Annotated in this window: 15 protein-coding genes; 9 read left to right on the top strand and 6 right to left on the bottom strand. The window is 72.0% G+C overall.

Annotated features, from left to right (window positions below):
* The first annotated feature begins 16 nt into the window (after positions 1–16).
* The 4 genes from GA0070608_RS15405 (at position 17) to GA0070608_RS15420 (ending at position 2,828) form a co-directional block, all read left to right on the top strand.
* Positions 17–511 carry a SigE family RNA polymerase sigma factor gene (locus GA0070608_RS15405; RefSeq protein WP_091628531.1) on the top strand — a complete coding sequence of 165 codons (495 nt, stop codon included), beginning with the start codon at positions 17–19 and terminating at the stop codon, positions 509–511.
* Positions 508–1,560, top strand: coding sequence for a hypothetical protein (locus GA0070608_RS15410; RefSeq protein WP_091628533.1), 1,053 nt, complete (start codon positions 508–510; stop codon positions 1,558–1,560). Before GA0070608_RS15405 ends, GA0070608_RS15410 begins: the two co-directional genes overlap by 4 nt.
* 65 nt (positions 1,561–1,625) lie before the next feature.
* The gene (locus GA0070608_RS15415) at positions 1,626–1,952 is read left to right on the top strand and encodes a hypothetical protein (RefSeq protein WP_176733730.1); all 327 of its coding nucleotides are present in this window, start codon (positions 1,626–1,628) and stop codon (positions 1,950–1,952) included.
* A gap of 66 nt (positions 1,953–2,018) precedes the next feature.
* Complete coding sequence (locus GA0070608_RS15420; protein WP_091628537.1) at positions 2,019–2,828, top strand: alpha/beta hydrolase; 810 nt, start codon at positions 2,019–2,021, stop codon at positions 2,826–2,828.
* Between the two features lie 21 nt (positions 2,829–2,849).
* On the opposite strand, the gene GA0070608_RS15425 is transcribed toward GA0070608_RS15420, so the two are convergent.
* The 5 genes from GA0070608_RS15425 to mce form a co-directional block, all read right to left on the bottom strand.
* Positions 2,850–4,085: an AI-2E family transporter gene (locus GA0070608_RS15425; protein ID WP_245715798.1), complete on the bottom strand. Its 1,236-nt coding sequence runs from the start codon at positions 4,083–4,085 to the stop codon at positions 2,850–2,852.
* 269 nt (positions 4,086–4,354) lie between these two features.
* On the bottom strand, positions 4,355–6,607 hold the full coding sequence (locus tag GA0070608_RS15430) for a coiled-coil domain-containing protein (protein WP_091628540.1): 2,253 nt from the start codon (positions 6,605–6,607) through the stop codon (positions 4,355–4,357).
* A gap of 175 nt (positions 6,608–6,782) precedes the next feature.
* Positions 6,783–8,045, bottom strand: coding sequence for a DivIVA domain-containing protein (locus GA0070608_RS15435; protein ID WP_091628543.1), 1,263 nt, complete (start codon positions 8,043–8,045; stop codon positions 6,783–6,785).
* A gap of 288 nt (positions 8,046–8,333) precedes the next feature.
* Positions 8,334–9,698 (bottom strand): crotonyl-CoA carboxylase/reductase, encoded by a 1,365-nt coding sequence (gene ccrA / locus GA0070608_RS15440; protein ID WP_091628545.1) that lies wholly within the window; start codon positions 9,696–9,698, stop codon positions 8,334–8,336.
* A 286-nt stretch (positions 9,699–9,984) separates the two neighbouring features.
* A complete protein-coding gene (gene mce, locus GA0070608_RS15445; RefSeq protein WP_091628548.1) occupies positions 9,985–10,458 on the bottom strand; it encodes a methylmalonyl-CoA epimerase in 474 nt (157 codons plus the stop codon).
* Between the two features lie 60 nt (positions 10,459–10,518).
* On the opposite strand from mce, the gene GA0070608_RS15450 reads away from it, so the two are divergent.
* On the top strand, positions 10,519–11,718 hold the full coding sequence (locus GA0070608_RS15450; protein WP_091628551.1) for an acetyl-CoA C-acetyltransferase: 1,200 nt from the start codon (positions 10,519–10,521) through the stop codon (positions 11,716–11,718).
* Between the two features lie 137 nt (positions 11,719–11,855).
* Entirely contained in the window at positions 11,856–12,791 is a 936-nt protein-coding gene (gene meaB / locus GA0070608_RS15455) for a methylmalonyl Co-A mutase-associated GTPase MeaB (RefSeq protein WP_411970832.1), read from the top strand.
* A 45-nt stretch (positions 12,792–12,836) separates the two neighbouring features.
* Here the strand turns inward: meaB and GA0070608_RS15460 are convergent, their stop codons facing one another.
* The gene (locus GA0070608_RS15460; RefSeq protein WP_091628555.1) at positions 12,837–13,481 is read right to left on the bottom strand and encodes a TetR/AcrR family transcriptional regulator; all 645 of its coding nucleotides are present in this window, start codon (positions 13,479–13,481) and stop codon (positions 12,837–12,839) included.
* A gap of 158 nt (positions 13,482–13,639) precedes the next feature.
* Here GA0070608_RS15460 and GA0070608_RS15465 point away from each other — a divergent pair, with 158 nt between their 5' ends.
* The 3 genes from GA0070608_RS15465 to icmA all read left to right on the top strand — a co-directional run bounded on the left by GA0070608_RS15465 (position 13,640) and on the right by icmA (position 18,150).
* The gene (locus GA0070608_RS15465) at positions 13,640–15,778 is read left to right on the top strand and encodes an ABC transporter permease (protein ID WP_245715799.1); all 2,139 of its coding nucleotides are present in this window, start codon (positions 13,640–13,642) and stop codon (positions 15,776–15,778) included.
* Positions 15,779–15,941: 163 nt separating this feature from the next.
* On the top strand, positions 15,942–16,355 hold the full coding sequence (locus tag GA0070608_RS15470; RefSeq protein WP_091628561.1) for an Asp23/Gls24 family envelope stress response protein: 414 nt from the start codon (positions 15,942–15,944) through the stop codon (positions 16,353–16,355).
* 106 nt (positions 16,356–16,461) lie between these two features.
* Entirely contained in the window at positions 16,462–18,150 is a 1,689-nt protein-coding gene (gene icmA, locus GA0070608_RS15475) for a coenzyme B12-dependent isobutyryl-CoA mutase large subunit (protein ID WP_091628564.1), read from the top strand.
* The last annotated feature ends 198 nt before the right edge of the window (positions 18,151–18,348 follow it).

Raw genomic sequence — 18,348 nt, forward strand, 5'->3', positions numbered from 1 at the left:
ACGGCGTCTGGATGGTGTGACCTTCGAGGAGTACGTCAGCAGCCGGGGCCCGGCCCTGATCCGGCTGGCCCGGCTGCTGACGGGTGACGAGCACCGGGCCGAGGACCTCACGCAGGACGTCCTGGCCCGCGCGTACGTGCACTGGCGGCGGATCGCCCGGGTCGACCGGCCGGACGTGTACGTGCGCCGGATGCTGGTCAACGCCAACAACTCCTGGTGGCGTCGGCGCACGAACCGGGAACTGGCCACCGCCGACTTCGCGGAACGGCCGCAGCGCGGCGACCTGAGCGGCGAGACAGCCGAGCGGGACGCCCTGTGGCGCCTCGTCCTCGCATTGCCGAACCGCCAGCGGGCGGTGCTCGTGCTGCGCTACTACGAGGATCTCGACGACGCGACCATCGCCCAGATCCTCGGCTGCTCGCCGGTCACCGTCCGCACCCACGCCATGCGGGCGCTCATCCACCTCCGGGAGCGCTACGGCGTCCCGGCCACGAACGGGAGTGGGCTGTGACCGACCTCGACCAGCGGATCGTACGGACGCTGCGGGAGCGCGCCGAGGGAACGGTCGACACCGACCGGTTGACGGCCCGTGCCGTCGCCGGGGGGAGAGCCCGCCGCCGTCGTCGCCGGGTCGGCGGAGGCGTCGCGCTGGGCCTGGTGGCGGCGCTCGGGTTCACCGTCGTCACCGGCACCGGGCTGCCGGAGCGGGTACGCCCACCGGACGCCGCCGCACCGGCCGTCGCCACCGCCGCGCCGCCCCGGCTGGCCAGCGTCCCCGGTGCCGCCGCTGCCCCCGATCTGGTCGGCACGGATCCGCAGGCACTGCACTTCGGCTTCGACCCGGCCCGGGCCCGCTACCTGGGCTGGCAGGTCGGGGCCGGCGTGGAGAGCGCCCGCATCGATGTCGGCGGTGGCCGAGCGGTGACCGTCGAGCTGGCCCGTTCCGTCGCCGCGCTGCGACAGGGCGGGCTGGAGGGGCTGCCGCAGGGGGTCGCCGACATGACCGTCGAGGCGGCCTTCGACGGCACCGACCGCCCGCACCGGGCGGGCGTCCCCACGCCCACCTGGGTCCGGCTCTGGCAACCGGCCCCCGGCCTGTACGCCCGGGGCGCCGTGACCGCCGTGACCGCTGAGGAGATCGAGGTGGCGGTCGGTGCCCTCCGGCTGGGCGAGGCGCGCCGCTGCGTCGCGCCGGTGCGGCTGACCGCGCTGCCAGGCGGCGCCCGGCTGAAACGCTGCACGGTTGACGCGGGAGCCTTCCCCGCCGCTCTGAACATGTCATTGATGGTGGCCGGGGCCGGGGAAGCGCTGATCCACGTCGCGTTCGACTACGCGCGCTCGATCGCCACCGACCGCACGTCGGGAAACCTGACGATCGACGGACGCCCGGCCTACCGCTATCCGCAGGGCGGCCAACTGGAGCTGCTCGGCATCCCGAAGGCCCACCTGATCGCCAACTTCGGCTGGCCGTACGAGGGCTTCACCGAGGCGGACGCCGCTGTCCTGCTGGGCGGGGCGAAGGTCGCCTCGGATGCCGCCGACCCGCAGACCTGGGACTGACCGTCGCCCGGGCCGGCCCGCCCGCCGCGGGCCGGCTCCGGCGTCGGCCCGTACGCTTGGCAAGCGTGAGCCCTCGTCGCAACCGACCCCGCCGCGATGAGTCCGCGCACCTCGACTCCGACCGGGCCCGCCAGGGCGTCGCCTCGGTGCAGCAGTGGCGCGACGGCGACTGGCAGGTACGCGGGATCAGCGGCGGCGCGTCCACCAAGACGTACCGCTGCCCGGGCTGTGACCAGGAGATCCGGCCCGGGGTGGCGCACCTGGTGGCGTGGCCGGCGGACGGGCGGGGCGACCTGACCGACCGGCGGCACTGGCACAGCGGGTGCTGGCGGGCCCGGGACCGGCGCGGGCCGGCCGTCCAGCGCGGTCGCGGCGGCCCTCGGTACGGCTGAGCGATCTGGATCACGCTGTTTCGGCCCCGCCCGGCGCTTCCCGCCCGCACCGGCGAGACTGGAGGGGTGAGCACACCGATCCGCGCGTCCTCCATCCTGCCCGGCCACCGCGAGGACATCGAGCTGCACACCGCGGACGGTCTGCGGCTGGTCGGCGAACTGGCCCGGCCGCTGGACCGCGAGCCGGTGGGCACCCTCGTCTGCCTGCACCCGCTGCCGACGCACGGCGGGATGATGGACAGCCACGTGTTCCGCAAGGCGGCGTGGCGGCTGCCGGCCCTGGCCGACCTGGCGGTGCTCCGCTTCAACACCCGGGGGACCAGCAGCCTGCGCGGCACCAGCGAGGGGGCCTTCGACAACGCGGTCGGCGAACGCTTCGACGTCGCCGCCGCCATCGAGTACGCCGAGTTCCACGAGCTGCCGAACGTCTGGCTGCTCGGCTGGTCGTTCGGCACCGACCTGACCCTGAGGTACGGCTGCGACCCGGCCGTCGTCGGGGCGATCCTGCTCTCCCCGCCGCTGCGCTACTCCGAGTCGGCGGACCTCGACCACTGGGCGGAGTCCGGCAAGCCGCTGACCGCGCTGGTGCCCGAGTTCGACGACTACCTGCGCCCTGACGAGGCCCGGGAGCGCTTCGCGGCGGTGCCGCAGGCCGAGGTGGTCGGGGTGCCCGGCGCGAAGCACCTCTGGGTCGGCGACGCCGAGACCGTGCTGGACGAGGTGGTCCGCCGGGTGAACCCGGCCGCAGCCGTGCCGCTGCCGACCAGCTGGGACGGCCCGATGGAGACCGGCGACGTCAGCGCGTACGCCGACCGCACGGTGGCCTCCTTCGCGGACCGCCCGGTGCCCGGCCCGCCCGCCGGCCGGGCCGGCTGATCCGCCTCGCCGCCGGCCGGGTCAGCGGGACTCCTGCCGGGGCAGGAGAACCTCCCGCAGGATGAGCTGGAACGCGGCCACCGCCGGGATCGCGATCAGCGCGCCCACCACGCCCAGCAGGGAGACCCCGAGCAGGGCGGCGACCAGGGCGGCCACCTCGTTGACCGACACCGACCGGCGCATGATCTTGGGGTAGATCAGGTAGTTCTCCACCTGCTGGTAGATCAGGAAGAACACCGCACACGCGATGCCGACCGGCAGGTCGGTGGCGAAGCCGACCAGGCTGACGATCACCGCGCCCAGGGTCGCGCCGATCTGTGGGATCAGGTCCGTCACCGCGACCACCACGGCCAGCGCGAACGGGTACGGCAGCCCGACGATCAGCGCGAAGACGTATGTGGAGATCCCGGCCAGCACCGCGATGCTGAGCGCGCCGACCATGTACGCGCCCACCTTGGTCAGGATCTCGTCCCCGATGAGCCGTACCCGTTCCCGGCGGGAGCGGGGCACCAGCGAGTAGCCCAGTTCGCGGAGCCGGTTGAAGTAGGCCAGGAAGTAGATGGTCAGCACCAGCACGGTCAGCCCCCGGAAGACCGTGCCGAAGACCAGTTGGGCACCGCCGAGCACCCCGCCGAGGGCCTGACCGACCGTGTCGGCGTTCGCCGCGCTCTGCACCCGCTCCATCAGGTCGTACCGCTCCACGAGGTCGTTGACCGCCTCGTTGCGGCGCAACGACTCCAGGTAGCTCGGCAGTTGGTCGATGAACTGCCCGGTCTGCGTCACGATCGGCGGCACCAGGGCGAACACGCCACCGCAGAGAAGCAGCACGACGGTCAGCGCGACCACCGCCACGGCGGCCCCGTGCGGCACCCCCCAGGACCGTAACCGGACCACGGCGGGGTGCAGGCCGACGGCGAGGAAGAGCGCGATGACCACCAGGACCAGGATCCCGGTCGCGTTGCGCAGGCCCAGATAGAGGGTGTACGCGAGCAGCACCCCGGCCGCCCCGGTGAAGCCGACGAGGAAACTGCTGCGCTTCAGTGGCCGCCCAGGCGTACCGAACCGGCTCGATCCGTTCGCCACCGGCTCGTCGTCACCCGTCGGACCCGTCACGCCTGTCGGATCCGTCGCGCCCGTCGCGTCGAGGGCGGGTCCGGGCGCGGTGGCGTGCTCCGGCTTCCGGTTCGTGTCGCCCGGTCCCGGGGCGGTGCCGGGATCCCGGTCGCCACTCGACGCCGTCGGTCCGTCGTCTGCCATCGGACCTCCCTGATCGACTCCCGCCGGACGCCCCGACCATGGGCACCACCTTGCGGATTCCACACGGGAGCGTACGCCGCAGGCCCGCCCTATCCACCCGGCGCGGCCGTGCCACCAGAAACCGACCGCCGACATCCCGTCCGAGCCCGAGCGGGCGCTCGGCAGCCCGAACACTGAGATCTTGGGACGAAACGGCCCCTGGAGGGGCCCGATTCTTCCAAGATCCGCCGGTGACCCGGGTCGCCGGATGGTGACCCGGGTCGGGGCGGTCAGTCCTTCTCGACGACGACCTTGCTCGGCTTGGCGCTGCGTTCGTCCGTGGTCGGTTTCGCCGGCCGCTTGCCGTTCTCGCCGGTGCTGGTGATCTTCCTCGGCGTGGCGCTCCGGCCGCCCTCGCCGGGCACCGCCGCAACGGTCGGCTCCCCGTCCACGCCGGCACTGGCCGTGTCCCCGTCGACGGTGGTCACGCTCGCGACCCTGCCGTTGTCCGGCTGCCCGGCGTCGGCCGGCTCGATCCGGCCCTTGGCCGGTTGTCCGGCGTCTGCCGGCTCCACCTTGGCAGCGGCGGGTTTCCCGCCCGAGGGGGAGCTGGCCGCCGCGGAGCCCGACGCCCCGCCCGTCGTGCCCACGCCTGCCGGGGTCTTGTCCGTGGTGCCCACGCCTGCCGGGGTCTTGTCCGTGGTGCCCACGCCTGCCGGGGTCTTGTCCGTGGTGCCCACGCCTGCCGGGGTCTTGTCCGCGTCGGGACGGGGCTTCCCGCCGTTCGCCGTGGCCGGCGTCAGCTTGCCGCCCGCCAACACCGGGGCGGCCGAGACGCTGCCGTCGGTCCCGCTCGGCCGGTCGGCCGTGTCGCTCCTCCCACCCGGCCGGTTGGCCGCGCTGAGCAGGCCCAACCGCAGTTCCGCCACCTGGCGCTGGAGATCGTCGGACTCCTGCCGGGAATTCCAGGTCTCCTGCCGCAGGTCGGCCAGTTGCTGCTGGGCCTGGGCGATCTCCAGCATCACCTGGGCGAGCTGCTGACGGCCGGCGGCGGCCTCCTGCTGCGTGGCGGCGAGGTGCTGCTGGGTGGTGGCCAGGTGCTGCTGCGTCGTGGCCGCGTACTCCTCGAACTGACGTCGCGACGTCGCGACGTGCTCGTCGGCCTTGCGGCGCTTGTCGGTCGACTCCGACTCGGCCCGGCCGAGCAGCGTCGCGGCCTCCTCCTCGGCCTGTCGGCGCATCGTCAGTGCGTCCTGCTCGGCGGCCTGGCGGACGGCCGCCGCACCCTGCTCGATCTCGTCCTTCCGGGCGGTGTATTCCGCCTCCAGCGTGGCGCGGCGTGACTCGAACCCGGACTCCAGCTCGTCGTGTCGACCCTTGTGCTGCTTCTCCAACTCGGCGAGGCGGGTCTTGTACTGCTGGTCCAGCTCGTCGCGGCGCTTGGTGAACTCCTGTTCGGCTGCCGTGCGGCGCTGGGTCAGCTCGCGGTCCGCGGCCTCACGCCGGCTGTTGACCTCCTGCTCCACCCCGGCCCGCCAGGTGCCCAGCTCCTGCTGCGTCTGGGCCCGGGCGTGCTGCACGTACGCCTCGGTCTCGGTGCGCATCCGCTGTACGTACGCCTCGGTCTCGGCGCGGCTGCGCTTGGCCGTCTCGGTCGCCTGGGTGGTGAGCCGCTCCGCCTCCTGGTGGGCCTTCTCCCGGGTGGCCCGCCCGGCGTCGGCGGCGCCGTCGATGATCTGCTTGGCATCCCGCTGTGCCTTGGCGTGGGTGGCCCGGCCGGCCTCGGTGGCCTGATCGATCAGGCGCTTGGACTCCTGCTGGGCCTTGGCGTGCACCTCCTTGGCGGCCTCGCGGAGCTGGGTGGCCTCCTGTTGGGCCTTGGCGTGCACCTCCCGGGCCGCCTCGCGCAGCTTGGTCGCCTCCTGCTGGGCCCGGTTGTGGATCTCCTTGGCCGTGTCCCGGAGCTGGGTGGCCTCCTGCTGGGCCTTCGCCATCGCCTCCTGGGCGGCCTTGCGGAGCCTGGCGGCCTCGTCCTTGGCGGTCCTGAGCGCGGCGTCCGCCTCGGCCCTGCGGGCAGCGGTGTGCCGCTCCTCCTCCGTCCGGCGGGCGGCCAGCGCGATCTCGAAGTCCTTGAGGGCGGTGGCGGCCTGCTCGCGGGCCTCCTCGACGATGTGTTCGGCGGCGCCCCGGCGTGCTTCGATCTCCTCGTTGGCGGCCACCAGGATCGCGTCGGCCTGTTCCTCGGCGAGGGTGAGGATCTGCTCCACCCGGGGGCCGAGGTGCCGGTAGGAGACGTTCTCCAGCGCCCCGGACGACTTACGTGCCTGGGCCAGGTCCCGCTGGAGCACCTCGACCTGACCGGCCAGCTTGTGGATCTGTGTGTAGGCCTGTTCCCGTTCGGCGGCCAGGGCCGCGATCTCGTGCTCCGCGCGAGCGACGTACCGGTCGACCTGTGGTTTTACATACCCCCGCAGAGCGGACTCGAAGCTGGGCTCCGTGGTCACGTCCCCGCCGAGTGCGAACAGTTCCTCGCCGTGCGACATGCCCCCATCCTCACACGCATCCAGTCCGGCTGGGGCGATACGGACGCCCCGGATAGGACCTACTTCACTAATGACACGCCCGGGCATTTCCCTTGGCCTACAAACGCATACGGCGCGGGGCACGCCGGTCACCCGGTGTAACCCCGCGCCGTAGATCATGCCCCGGTCGGTTGGGTCAGTTGGACGTCTCCGCGGTCACCCGCTCGCCGGCGCCGTCGGTCTTCGCCGCCTCCGGCCTGGGCTGCGCGGCCGGGGGCGTGGCGGGCACGCCCGGCACGATGCCGGCGAGGCCGGAGAGCATCTGGCCGAGCTGCGAGGTGACGGCGTCCTTCTGCCGGGTGAGGTCCTCGACCTCGCGGCGGGCCGCCTGGGTGGTCAACTCGGCCTCGGTGCGCGCCTCGGTGAGCAGGCGCTTCGACTCGGACTTCGCCTCGGTGAGCGTCTTGTCGGCCAGCGCCTTGGCCTTGTCGACCGTCTCGTTGGCGGTGCGCTCCGACTCGACCCGGCGGGCCTCGGCGCGCTGCTCGATCTCCTTGGCCCGCTCCTGCGCGGCGTGGGCCCGCTGCTCGGCCTCGCCGACCAGCTTCTGGGTCTGGGAGACCTGGGCGGCGTGCCGCTCGGACTCCTCGCGCTCGGCCTTCTCCCGGCGCTCGGCGAGCTGGAGATCCAGGGCCTGGAGGTCCTTGTCGCGCTTGTCGCGGGCGTCGGTGAGCAGCTTGGTCGCCTCGGCGCGCTTCTCCTCGGCCTCGCGGGCGGCCTTCGCCCGTTGCTGGGTGATCTCCCGTTCGGCGGTGGCCCGCAGGGTGGCGACCTCGCGCTCGACGGTGGACTTCAGCTCGGCGACCTCGTGGGCGGTGACCGTGCGCAGCTGCTTGGTCTCCCGGTCGGCGTCGGCGCGCAGCGTGTCGGCCTCGCGCCGGGCCTGGACGCGGACCTCGGCGGCCTCCCGCTCGGCGGCGGTGCGGACGCTGCCCGCCTCCCGCTCGGCGTTGGCCTTCATCGCCGCCGCCTCGGCGCGCGCCTTGTCGGTGATCTCGCGCGCCTCGAGGCGGGCGGCGGAGAGAATGCCCTCCGACTCCCGCTTGGCCTCGTTGCGGTGGTCGTTGGCCTGCTCCTCGGCCAGCCGGAGGATCTGCTCGACGCGGGTGCCGAGGCCGGAGAGGGTGGGCCGGCTGTTCTCCTCGAGCTGCTTGTTGGTGTCGGCGAGCTTCTGCTCCAGCGCGCTCATGCGCTGCTCAGCCTGGCGGAGCCGCCGCTGGGCGTCGTTCATCCGCTGCTCGGCCTCGGCGCGGGCCTGCTCGGACTGGGTCAGCGCGGCCGTCATCCGGCCGATGAAGTCATCGACCTGATGGGGGTTGTAGCCGCGCAGGCCCATGGTGAAATCGGGCTGCGAGTTCGCGTTATCGAAGAACGCAAGAGGGGAGGACTGCTGGGGCATTGGGACATACTCGCAGACCCCCCAGGGTGCTTCGCAAGAGCGGTCCCGAGCTTTCCTGTCCTCTTTACATGGTCAACTTCGGGTCGGCGGATCACCGGACAGATCGCCGATCTTGGCAGCTCCCGGGCGGGTCGGACGGCACGGAGCGTGACATCGAAAAAGGGCCGCGGGAGTGCCCGCGGCCCTTTGTCGTGCCATGGTCCGGGTCACTCGAATGAGTGTCCGTCGCCCTCGGCGGAAAGACAATCGCCGTTCACCGCAATGGTTGCCGGAGCGTCATCCGTCGGGTCAGTGGCCGCGGAACCGGTTGATCGCATCCTCGTGCCGGGAGCGCAGCTCGCGGTCGCGTACGCCGAGGCCGTCCGACGGGGCGAGGCAGCGGACGCCGACCTTGCCCTGGTGCGCGTTGCGGTGCACCTCGTACGCGGCCTGGCCGGTCTGCTCCAGCGCGTAGGTCTTCGACACGGTGGGGTGGATCCTGCCCAGCGACACCAGCCGGTTGGCCTCCCACGCCTCCCGGTAGTTGGCGAAGTGGCTGCCGACGATCCGCTTCAGGTGCATCCAGAGGTAGCGGTTGTCGTACTGGTGCTGGAAACCGCTGGTGGAGGCGCAGGTGACGACGGTACCGCCGCGCTTGGCCACGTAGACGCTCGCGCCGAAGGTCTCCCGGCCCGGGTGCTCGAAGACGATGTCCGGGTCGTCGCCGCCGGTCAGCTCCCGGATCCGCTCGCCGAAGCGCCGCCACTCGTCCGGGTCCTGGGTCTGCTCGTCGCGCCAGAACCGGTAGCCCTCGCCGGTGGCCTCGGACCGGTCGATGACCAGCTCGGCGCCCATCTTCCGGCACAGCTCCGCCTTGTCGGGGGAGGAGACCACGCAGACCGGGATCGCCCCGCCGTTGAGCGCCATCTGGGTGGCGTAGCCGCCCAGGCCGCCGGAGGCGCCCCAGATCAGCACCACGTCGCCCTGCTTCATGTTCGCCCCGTGGTGCGACACCAACTGCCGGTACGCGGTCGAGTTGACCAGGCCGGGGCTGGCCGCCTCCTCCCAGCTGAGGTGGCGCGGCTTGGGCATCAGCTGGTTGGCCTTGACCACGGCCAGTTCGGCCAGGCCGCCGAAGTTGGTCTCGAAGCCCCAGATCCGCTGCTGCGGGTCCAGCATGGTGTCGTCGTGCCCGGCCGCGTCCTCCAGTTCCACCGAGAGGCAGTGCGCGACCACCTCGTCACCGGCCTTCCACCGGGTCACCCCGGGCCCGGTGCGCAGCACCACGCCGGCCGCGTCCGAACCCACCACGTGGTACGGCAGGTCGTGCCGGCGGGTCAACTCCGACTGCCGGCCGTAGCGCTGAAGGAACTTGAAGGTCGACAGCGGCTCGAAGATGCTGGTCCAGACCGTGTTGTAGTTGATCGCGCTGGCCATCACCGCGACCAGCGCCTCGCCCGGCGCCAGTTCCGGCGTCGGCACCTCCTGCACGTGCAGCGCCTTGCGCGGGTCCTTGTCCCGGGTGGCCAGGCCGTCGAACATCCGGGTCTCGTCGGCGCGCACCACGACGCCGCGGTACGACTCGGGTACCGGCAGACCGGCGATTGCGGCGAGCTCCCGTTCCGGTTGGTCGGAGCCCTCCACCGCCATGATCGCTTCGAGGATGTCCTGCACGTCGACCTCCCGTTCGTCCGCACCCCGCGCACGCGGGCCTGGGTGCTGCCATCGTCGGCGTCGGTGCGGCCAAACCACCATGTCGGCATCCGACACATCCGGTACCGGCCGCACTCCGGTGGGACGGGACGTTACTGAACGGTAGCTAAAGTCGGAAGTCCTCTGTGAAAAACTGCATTGGCCGATGCGTGGAGGTGTCCGGGTGGCGGCCGGACCACGCACCGTCGCGCTCGGTGGGGGAGGGCTGACCGGCCCCCGCCCGGATGGCGGGGGCCGGCGGCGCAGGTCAGTGCGTGGCGGCGGGCTCGACGAGCTCGACCAGCACCCCACCGGCGTCCTTCGGGTGGACGAAGTTGACCCGCGAGTTGGCGGTGCCGCGCTTCGGGGTGTCGTAGAGCAGCTTCACGCCGCGCTCGCGCAGCTTCGCGCAGGCGACGTCGATGTCCGCCACGGTGTAGGCCACCTGCTGTACGCCCGGGCCCTTGCGGTCCAGGAACTTGGCGATGGTCGACTCCGGGCTCAGCGGGGCGAGCAGTTGCACGCAACCGCCCTCGGCGTCCGGGCCGACGGCCAGCATCGCCTCGCGGACGCCCTGCTCGGCGTTCACCTCGGTGTGTACGCAGCGCATCCCGAAGGTGCGCTGGTAGAAGTCGATCGCGGCGTCCAGGTCGGCCACCGCGACCCCGACGTGGTCGATGCGGCGCAGGCCGATGTCTGTGACATAGTCGGCAGCGGTCTCGACGGGGGAGTTCTCAGCCATGGCGCTAGTCTGACCGAACAATCGTTAAGGCGTACAGGTCGGCACCCCTCGGAGGCAGGCATGGCTTCGGTGATCGTCAGCGGCGCGCGGACCCCGATGGGGCGCCTGCTGGGCAACCTCAAGGACCTCCCCGCGACCAGACTCGGTGGCGTCGCCATCAGGGCGGCGCTCGAGCGGGCCGGCGTCGCCCCCGAGCAGGTCCAGTACGTGATCATGGGGCAGGTGCTCCAGGCCGGCGCCGGCCAGATCCCCGCCCGTCAGGCGGCGGTCGAGGCGGGCATCCCGATGTCCGTGCCGGCGCTGACAGTCAACAAGGTCTGCCTCTCCGGCCTGGACGCGATCGCCCTCGCCGACCAGCTGATCCGCGCCGGCGAGTTCGACATCGTCGTCGCCGGCGGCATGGAGTCCATGACCAACGCCCCGCACCTGCTGCTCGGCCAGCGCGGCGGCTACAAGTACGGCGACGTGGTGATCAAGGACCACATGGCGCTCGACGGGCTCACCGACGCCTGGGACTCCTGCGCGATGGGGGAGTCCACCGAGCGGCACGGCGAGCGGCACGGCATCACCCGTACGGAACAGGACGCGTTCGCCGCGGCCAGCCACCAGCGGGCCGCCGCCGCGCAGAAGAACGGCCACTTCGCCGACGAGATCACCCCGGTGGTCATCCCGCAGCGCAAGGGCGACCCGCTGGTGATCAGCGAGGACGAGGGGATCCGTCCGGACACCACCGTCGAGTCGCTGGCGAAGCTGCGTCCGGCGTTCGCCAAGGACGGCACGATCACCGCCGGCAGCGCCTCGCCGATCTCCGACGGCGCCGCCGCCGTGGTCGTGATGAGCAAGGCCAAGGCCAAGGAGCTGGGGCTGACCTGGCTGGCCGAGATCGGCGCGCACGGCAACGTCGCGGGCCCGGACAACGCCCTGCACTCACAGCCGTCCAACGCGATCCAGCACGCGCTCAAGAAGGGCGGGCTGGGCATCGAGGACCTGGACCTCATCGAGATCAACGAGGCGTTCGCCCAGGTCGGCATCCAGTCCACCCGTGACCTCGGGGTCAGCCCGGACAAGGTCAACGTCAACGGCGGGGCGATCGCGCTGGGCCATCCGATCGGCATGTCCGGCGCCCGGTTGGTGCTCACCCTCGCGCTGGAGCTCAAGCGCCGGGGCGGCGGCACGGGCGCGGCGGCGCTCTGCGGCGGCGGCGGCCAGGGCGACGCCCTGATCATCCACGTCCCGGCCTCCGGCGAGAGCGGTCAGTGACCGCAGGCCGGCCGATTCCGTAGCAGCCGACGACGGCGAGCCCCGCAGTCGCGAACAGAGGCAGGACAGTGAGCGAGATCGTCGACAGCGGCCCGGCGGCAGCCGTACCCACGGTGCGCCGTAGCCGGGACGTGCCGATGCTGGTCGAGCGGGCCCGTGCGGGTGATCCGCGCGCGGTGGCCCGGCTGATCACCCTGGTCGAGTCCGGCGACGAGACGCTGCCGCGGATCGCGGCGGCGCTCGCGCCGTACGCCGGCCAGGCCCAGGTGGTCGGGCTGACCGGCTCGCCGGGGGTGGGCAAGTCGACCACCACCAACGAGCTGGTCCGGGCGCTGCGCGCCCGGGGGCACCGGGTGGGCGTGTTGGCGATCGACCCGTCCAGCCCGTTCACCGGCGGGGCGATCCTCGGTGACCGGGTCCGGATGCAGGACCACGCCACCGATCCGGGCGTCTACATCCGGTCGATGTCCAGCCGGGGTCACCTCGGCGGGCTGTCGGCGGCCACGCCGCAGGCGGTCCGGGTGCTGGAGGGCGCCGGCTGCGACGTGGTGCTGGTGGAGACCGTGGGCGTCGGGCAGGCCGAGGTGGAGGTCGCCTCGCTGGCCGACACCACGCTGGTGCTGCTCGCCCCGGGCATGGGCGACGCGATCCAGGCGGTCAAGGCCGGCATCCTGGAGATCGCCGACGTCTTCGTGGTCAACAAGGCCGACCGGGACGGCGCCGACGCGACCGTGCGCGACATCCAGGGCATGATCGCCCTGGGCGAGCGCGGGCCGGGCGAGTGGCGACCGCAGGTGGTGCGCGCGACCGCCGTGCGGGGCGAGGGCATCGACGACATCGCCGCCGCCATCGACAAGCACCGTGGCTGGCTGGTCAAGCACGGCGAGCTGCGCCGTCGCCAGGAGGCGCGGGCCGCCGCCGAGGTCGAGGCGATCGCGCTGGGCGTGCTCCGCGCCCGGATCGGCTCCCTGCGCGATGGTACGGAGCTGCCGGCGCTCGCCGCGAAGGTGGCCGAGGGCGCCCTCGACCCGTACGCGGCGGCCGACGAATTGCTCGCTCAACTCGGCGCCTGAGGCGTCTTCCGAATCAGGCTGGTTCTCTTCCGAACCAGGTCGGTCTCACAAACCCACGTCGGTGAGCGGGTTGGGGGTTCTGGGCTGGCTGACCGGGGCCAGCAGCATGCCGGCGATGGCATCGGCGAGGAAGTCGCCGACCGCCAGCCAGCGCGGGTCCTGCCCGTCCTGTTCGGCCCGGGCCTCGACCTCGGCGGTGGCCGTCATGACGATGCGGGCGATCAGGGCCGCCCGGCCGGCCACCACCCCCGGGTCGAGATGCGCCAGGCGGGACGCCAACGAGGCTCGGGTCCGCAGGCCGACGATGCCGGTCTCGGACGCCTCACGCATCAGGACGCGCATGGTCGGGTCGTGCAGGGCCTGGCCGAGGAAGCGGGCCCGCCAGCTCGGCCGGGGCAGGCCCGCCAGCACCGCCATGGACGGCTGCACGAGGCTGCGTACGTCGCCGAGCACCGAGTCGGGTTGTTCCGACATCGCCCGGCGGGGTTCCTCGAGGGCGTCCACGTGCCGGGCGATCAGGGCGCGCAGCAGTCCCTCCCGTCCGCCGAAGTAGTAGTGCACCGCGGAGTGGTTGGTGTTGCCCGCCGCTTCGGCAACCCTGCGGTCGGAGACCTGGGCGATTCCCGTCTCGGCGAACAACCGTTCGGCGGCGTCGAGCAGCGCGGTGCGGGCTGCCTCTGACCGTGCCATGAGCCGGCCTCTCCTCGTGGTTCGGGGCGCAGATGTGGCGCAGGTCAAACCTAGTCGTTTCGCGTCCTTCGACCTGAGCGACCTAGACTGCGTAAGTCACGTGACTTACGTCTGGGTGCTGGCGCAGCTTCACACCCACTGTCTGAAACCTCCGGAGCATGCCTGTGCAGCACTCGACCGAACCGGCAGCCGCCGAGCCGAACGCCGCAGATCGCAAGGAGCGGATCATCCGCTCGGTCTTCCTCTTCGTCATGCCGTTCCTCATGGTCACGATGATGTTCGCGACCTACGTGGCGACGATGCACTCGCCGCACCCTCGGCAGATGCCGGTGGCGGTGGTCGGCAGCGGCGCTGAGGCGCAGGCGATCGTCGACGCGCTGAACGCCACACCCGGCGAACCCGCGGCGGCCCGGTTGGTCGCCTCGCGGGACGCCGCGCTGGATCTGCTGCGGGATCAGGAGATCAGCGGCGCGTTGCAGCCGCCGGCCGCCGGCTCGGACCAGGCGACGATCTTCACCGCGACGGCGGCCGGGGCCTCCCGGGCCGCCACGGCCCAGCAGCTTCTCGCTCCGGTCGCCGTACAGCAGGAGTGGACGTCCACGACCGAGGAGATCGCGGCGCTGCCCGAGAACGACAGGGCCGGCATCGCGGTCCTGTTCGCCGCGATGGGCATGATGCTCGCCGGCTACGTACCGCTGAGCCTGCTCCTGATGGCCACGCCCCACCTGCTGCGCCTACGGCGGTTCGTCCCGCTGGTGGCCGGCTGGTCGGCGCTGACCAGCACGGTCATCTGGCTGATCCTCGGCCCGGTCGTCGGTGCGGTCGACGGCCACTACCTCACGTTCCTCGGCGTCGGCATGCTCGCGACCGGTGCCGTCGGTCTCGCCCAGCTGCTCTTCACCAAGTTGATGGGGCCGATGGCGGTCCTGCTCGGGATGCTGCTCTACGTCGTGTTCGGCATGCCCGCGTCGAATCTGGCGCTGCCGATCGACACGATGCCCGGGTTCTTCCAGTTCCTGCACGGGGTGCTGCCCCTGCCGGCGGCCGGCGAGGCGCTGCGGTCGGCCCTCTACTTCGACGGCCGCGGCCTGGTCGGTCACCTGCTGACGCTCGCCGCCTGGATCGTCGTCGCCGTGCTGCTCTGCCTGCTGAAGGAGCGCGGCGGGGCCGCCATCCCGCAGGCGCCGCAGGTCGACGGTCCGGACACGCCGCTGCCGGCGCTGGCCGGTGGCCCGCTGCGGTCCAAGCGGTTCCGGTATGTGACGGTGGCAGCGTTCCCGCTGAGCATCATGGTCGTCGTGGTGGGCCTGATGAGCTTCTCCATGCACAAGCCGGAGCCCCACGACATCCCGGTGGCGGTGGTCGCCGCCGTCCCGGAGCAGGCAGAGCGGGCCGCCGCGGGGCTGCGGGCCGGCCTGGACGGCGTCGCCGACATCTCGGTGGCCGCATCGGTGGACGAGGCGAGAGAGCAGATCCTCGCGCAGGACCTGGTCGCCGCGTACGTGCTGCCGTCGGCGCCGGGCGGCGAGGCCACGCTGTACTCGTCGTCGGCCGCCGGGTCCAGCCAGCACATGATGGTGCAGACGATGTTCCAGCAGATCGCCGCCGGGCAGCAGACGCCGCTGGCGCTGACCGACGTGGCGCCGCTCAGCAAGACCGACACGATGGGCAGCAACAGCCTGTACGTCGGCATGTCGTGGATCATGTCCGGGTTCCTGATGCTGGCCGTGCTCCGGGGCGGGGCGCCGCACCTGCGTCGACTGCGCCAGTTCCTCCCGATCCTCGGAGGCTGGGCGATCGGCATGTCCGTCTGGCTGTGGCTGCTGTTCGACGTGATCATCGGTGCGGTCAACGGACACGCCCTGGAGATGATCGGCTTCGGCGCCTTCACCATCTTCGCCGTGTCGCTGGTGACCGGGGTGTTCACCCGCACGTTCGGCCTCGCCGCGATCATCCCGGTGATGGTGGTGCTGATGATGGCCGGTGTGCCCGCCTCCGGCGGCGGCCTGTCGGTCTACATGGTGCCGGAGTTCTTCCGGACCCTCCAGGGCGTCCTGCCGCTGCCCGCCGCAGTGGACACGGCCCGGTCGCTGGTCTACTTCGACGGGGTCGGAGTCGGGCGGAACCTGGCGGTCGTCGCGGTCTGGGCGGTGGTCGGCCTGCTGCTCAACCTCGGCGTGGACCGATGGCTCAGGCGCCGGGAGAGGGCGGCCGGTGGGACCTGGCCGCAGCCGGCGTCGGGCACGCCCGGTGGGATGAACGGGATCGGCGAGTTGGAGCCGGTGAGGGCGAGCTGAGCCGGCTGAGTCCGGCCGCGCGACCTGGTACCGGTCCAGGCGGCATGCGTCCTCGCCCTGGACAGACGGCTCGGCGCCTGACGCGTCCACTACGGACGGCTCTCGCCTAGTACGCTCGCACCGCCCCGCCGACGGCGCGGGGCGGTGCGACGGTGGGGAGATCATGGCTGACGAGGCGACGCGGGAGCTGACGGTGACGCCGGACGCGGTGGCGGGCGGGAGCACGCTCGTCTCCGACGAGGTGGTGGAGAAGATCGCGGTCGCCGCCACCCGCTCGGTGCCGGGAGTGGTCGAGCTGGGCGGCGACGTGGCCCGGTTCTTCAACGCGGTGCTCGACAAGGTCGGGCTCGACAAGGTCGGCGATGCCCGGCGGGGCTGCTCGGCGCACGTCACGAACGGCGCGGCCGTGGTCAACCTGGTCATCGTGATCGAGGCGGGCCGACCGGTGCCGCAGGTGACCGAGGCGGTCCGGGCGAAGGTGACCGAGGCGGTCGAGGCGTACGGGCTGCGGGTCGACGAGATCAACATTCGGGTCGACGACGTCGCCCTGGGGGATCCGGGCGTGCCGACCGCCTGACGTACCGGCAGCTCAGGTTACCGACTGGTACGACATTCCTTAGCGATCGTTCAGGCTGGGCTTTACACTCGACGTGCAGACGAGGACTCGAGGAGGAGCCCCGCGGATGAACGCCGACGAGATCGCTGCCGGACGAGCACGCTGGCAGGCCCGCTACGACGCCGCGCGCAAGCGGGACGCCGACTTCACCACGCTCTCCGGGATGCCCGTCGACCCGGTCTACGGCCCCCCGGAGGGAGTCGCCCACCCGGGCTTCGAGCGCATCGGCTGGCCGGGCGAATACCCGTACACCCGGGGTCTGCACCCGACCGGCTACCGCGGGCGGACCTGGACGATCCGGCAGTTCGCCGGCTTCGGCAACGCCCAGCAGACCAACGAGCGCTACAAGATGATCCTGGGTGCCGGCGGTGGTGGCCTGTCGGTCGCCTTCGACATGCCCACCCTGATGGGCCGGGACTCCGACGATCCGCAGGCGCTCGGCGAGGTGGGCCACTGCGGCGTCGCCATCGACACCGCCGCCGACATGGAGGCGCTCTTCGAGGGCATCGACCTGGCCGGGGTGACCACGTCGATGACCATCTCCGGGCCGGCCGTGCCGGTGTTCTGCATGTACCTGGTGGCCGCAGAGCGGCAGGGCGCCGACCTGTCCACGTTGGACGGCACGTTGCAGACCGACATCTTCAAGGAGTACATCGCGCAGAAGGAGTGGCTCTTCGACCCGGAGCCGCACCTGCGCCTGATCGGCGACCTGATGGAGTACTGCGCCCGGGAGATCCCGCGCTACAAGCCGCTCTCGGTCTCCGGCTACCACATCCGCGAGGCCGGCTCGACCGCCGCGCAGGAGTTGGCGTACACCCTCGCCGACGGGTTCGGCTATGTCGAGCTGGGGCTCTCCCGGGGCCTGGACGTCAACGTCTTCGCGCCCGGCCTGAGCTTCTTCTTCGACTCGCACGTCGACTTCTTCGAGGAGATCGCCAAGTTCCGGGCCGCCCGCCGGATCTGGGCCCGCTGGCTGCGCGACGTCTACGGCGCGACCAGCGAGAAGGCGCTCTGGCTGCGGTTCCACACGCAGACCGCCGGGGTTTCGTTGACCGCCCAGCAGCCGGTCAACAACGTGGTGCGTACCGCCGTGGAGGCGCTCGCGGCGGTGCTCGGCGGCACCAACTCGCTGCACACCAACGCTCTGGACGAGACCCTGGCGCTGCCCACCGACGAGTCCGCCGAGATCGCCCTGCGTACCCAGCAGGTGCTGATGGAGGAGACCGGGGTGACCAACGTGGCGGATCCGCTGGGCGGGTCGTGGTACGTCGAGGCGCTCACCGACAAGATCGAGGCCGAGGCGGAGGAGATCTTCGCCCGGATCCGGCAGTTGGGCGGGGAGGGCCCGCACCAGATCGGCCCGATGACCTCCGGCATCCTGCGCGGCATCGAGGACGGCTGGTTCACCGGCCACATCGCCGAGTCCGCCTTCGTCTACCAGCAGGCGCTGGAGAAGGGCGACAAGAAGATCGTCGGGGTCAACTGCCACACCGGCACGGTCACCAAGGACCTGGAGATCCTGCGCATCTCGCACGAGGTGGAGCTGGAGCAGCGCCGGGTGCTGGCCGAGCGGAAGGCCGGTCGCGACGAGGCCGCCGTCAAGGCCGCGATCGAGCGGATGGTGACCGTCGGCCGGACCGACGGCAACATGATCCCGGCCATGCTCGACGCCGTCCGCGCCGAGGCCACCCTGGGCGAGATCTGCGACGCCCTACGCGCCGAGTGGGGCATCTACCGCGAACCCGCCCGCTTCTGACCCCGTCACTCCCCACCCCACCCCCCACCCCACCCCACCCCCGCGATCTTGCACTTCTTGCCCCGGTAAATGCCGCGAATGCCGCGTACCGAGGGCCGCAAGTGCAAGATCGCGGAGTGCTGGGCGGGCGGGTGCGGGGAGGGACGGGGAGGGGTGAGGGCAGAGGTGAGGGCAGGGGCGGGAGCAGGCGTGGGGGCA

It is taken from the genome of Micromonospora peucetia (genome assembly GCF_900091625.1).
Classification (GTDB): domain Bacteria; phylum Actinomycetota; class Actinomycetes; order Mycobacteriales; family Micromonosporaceae; genus Micromonospora; species Micromonospora peucetia.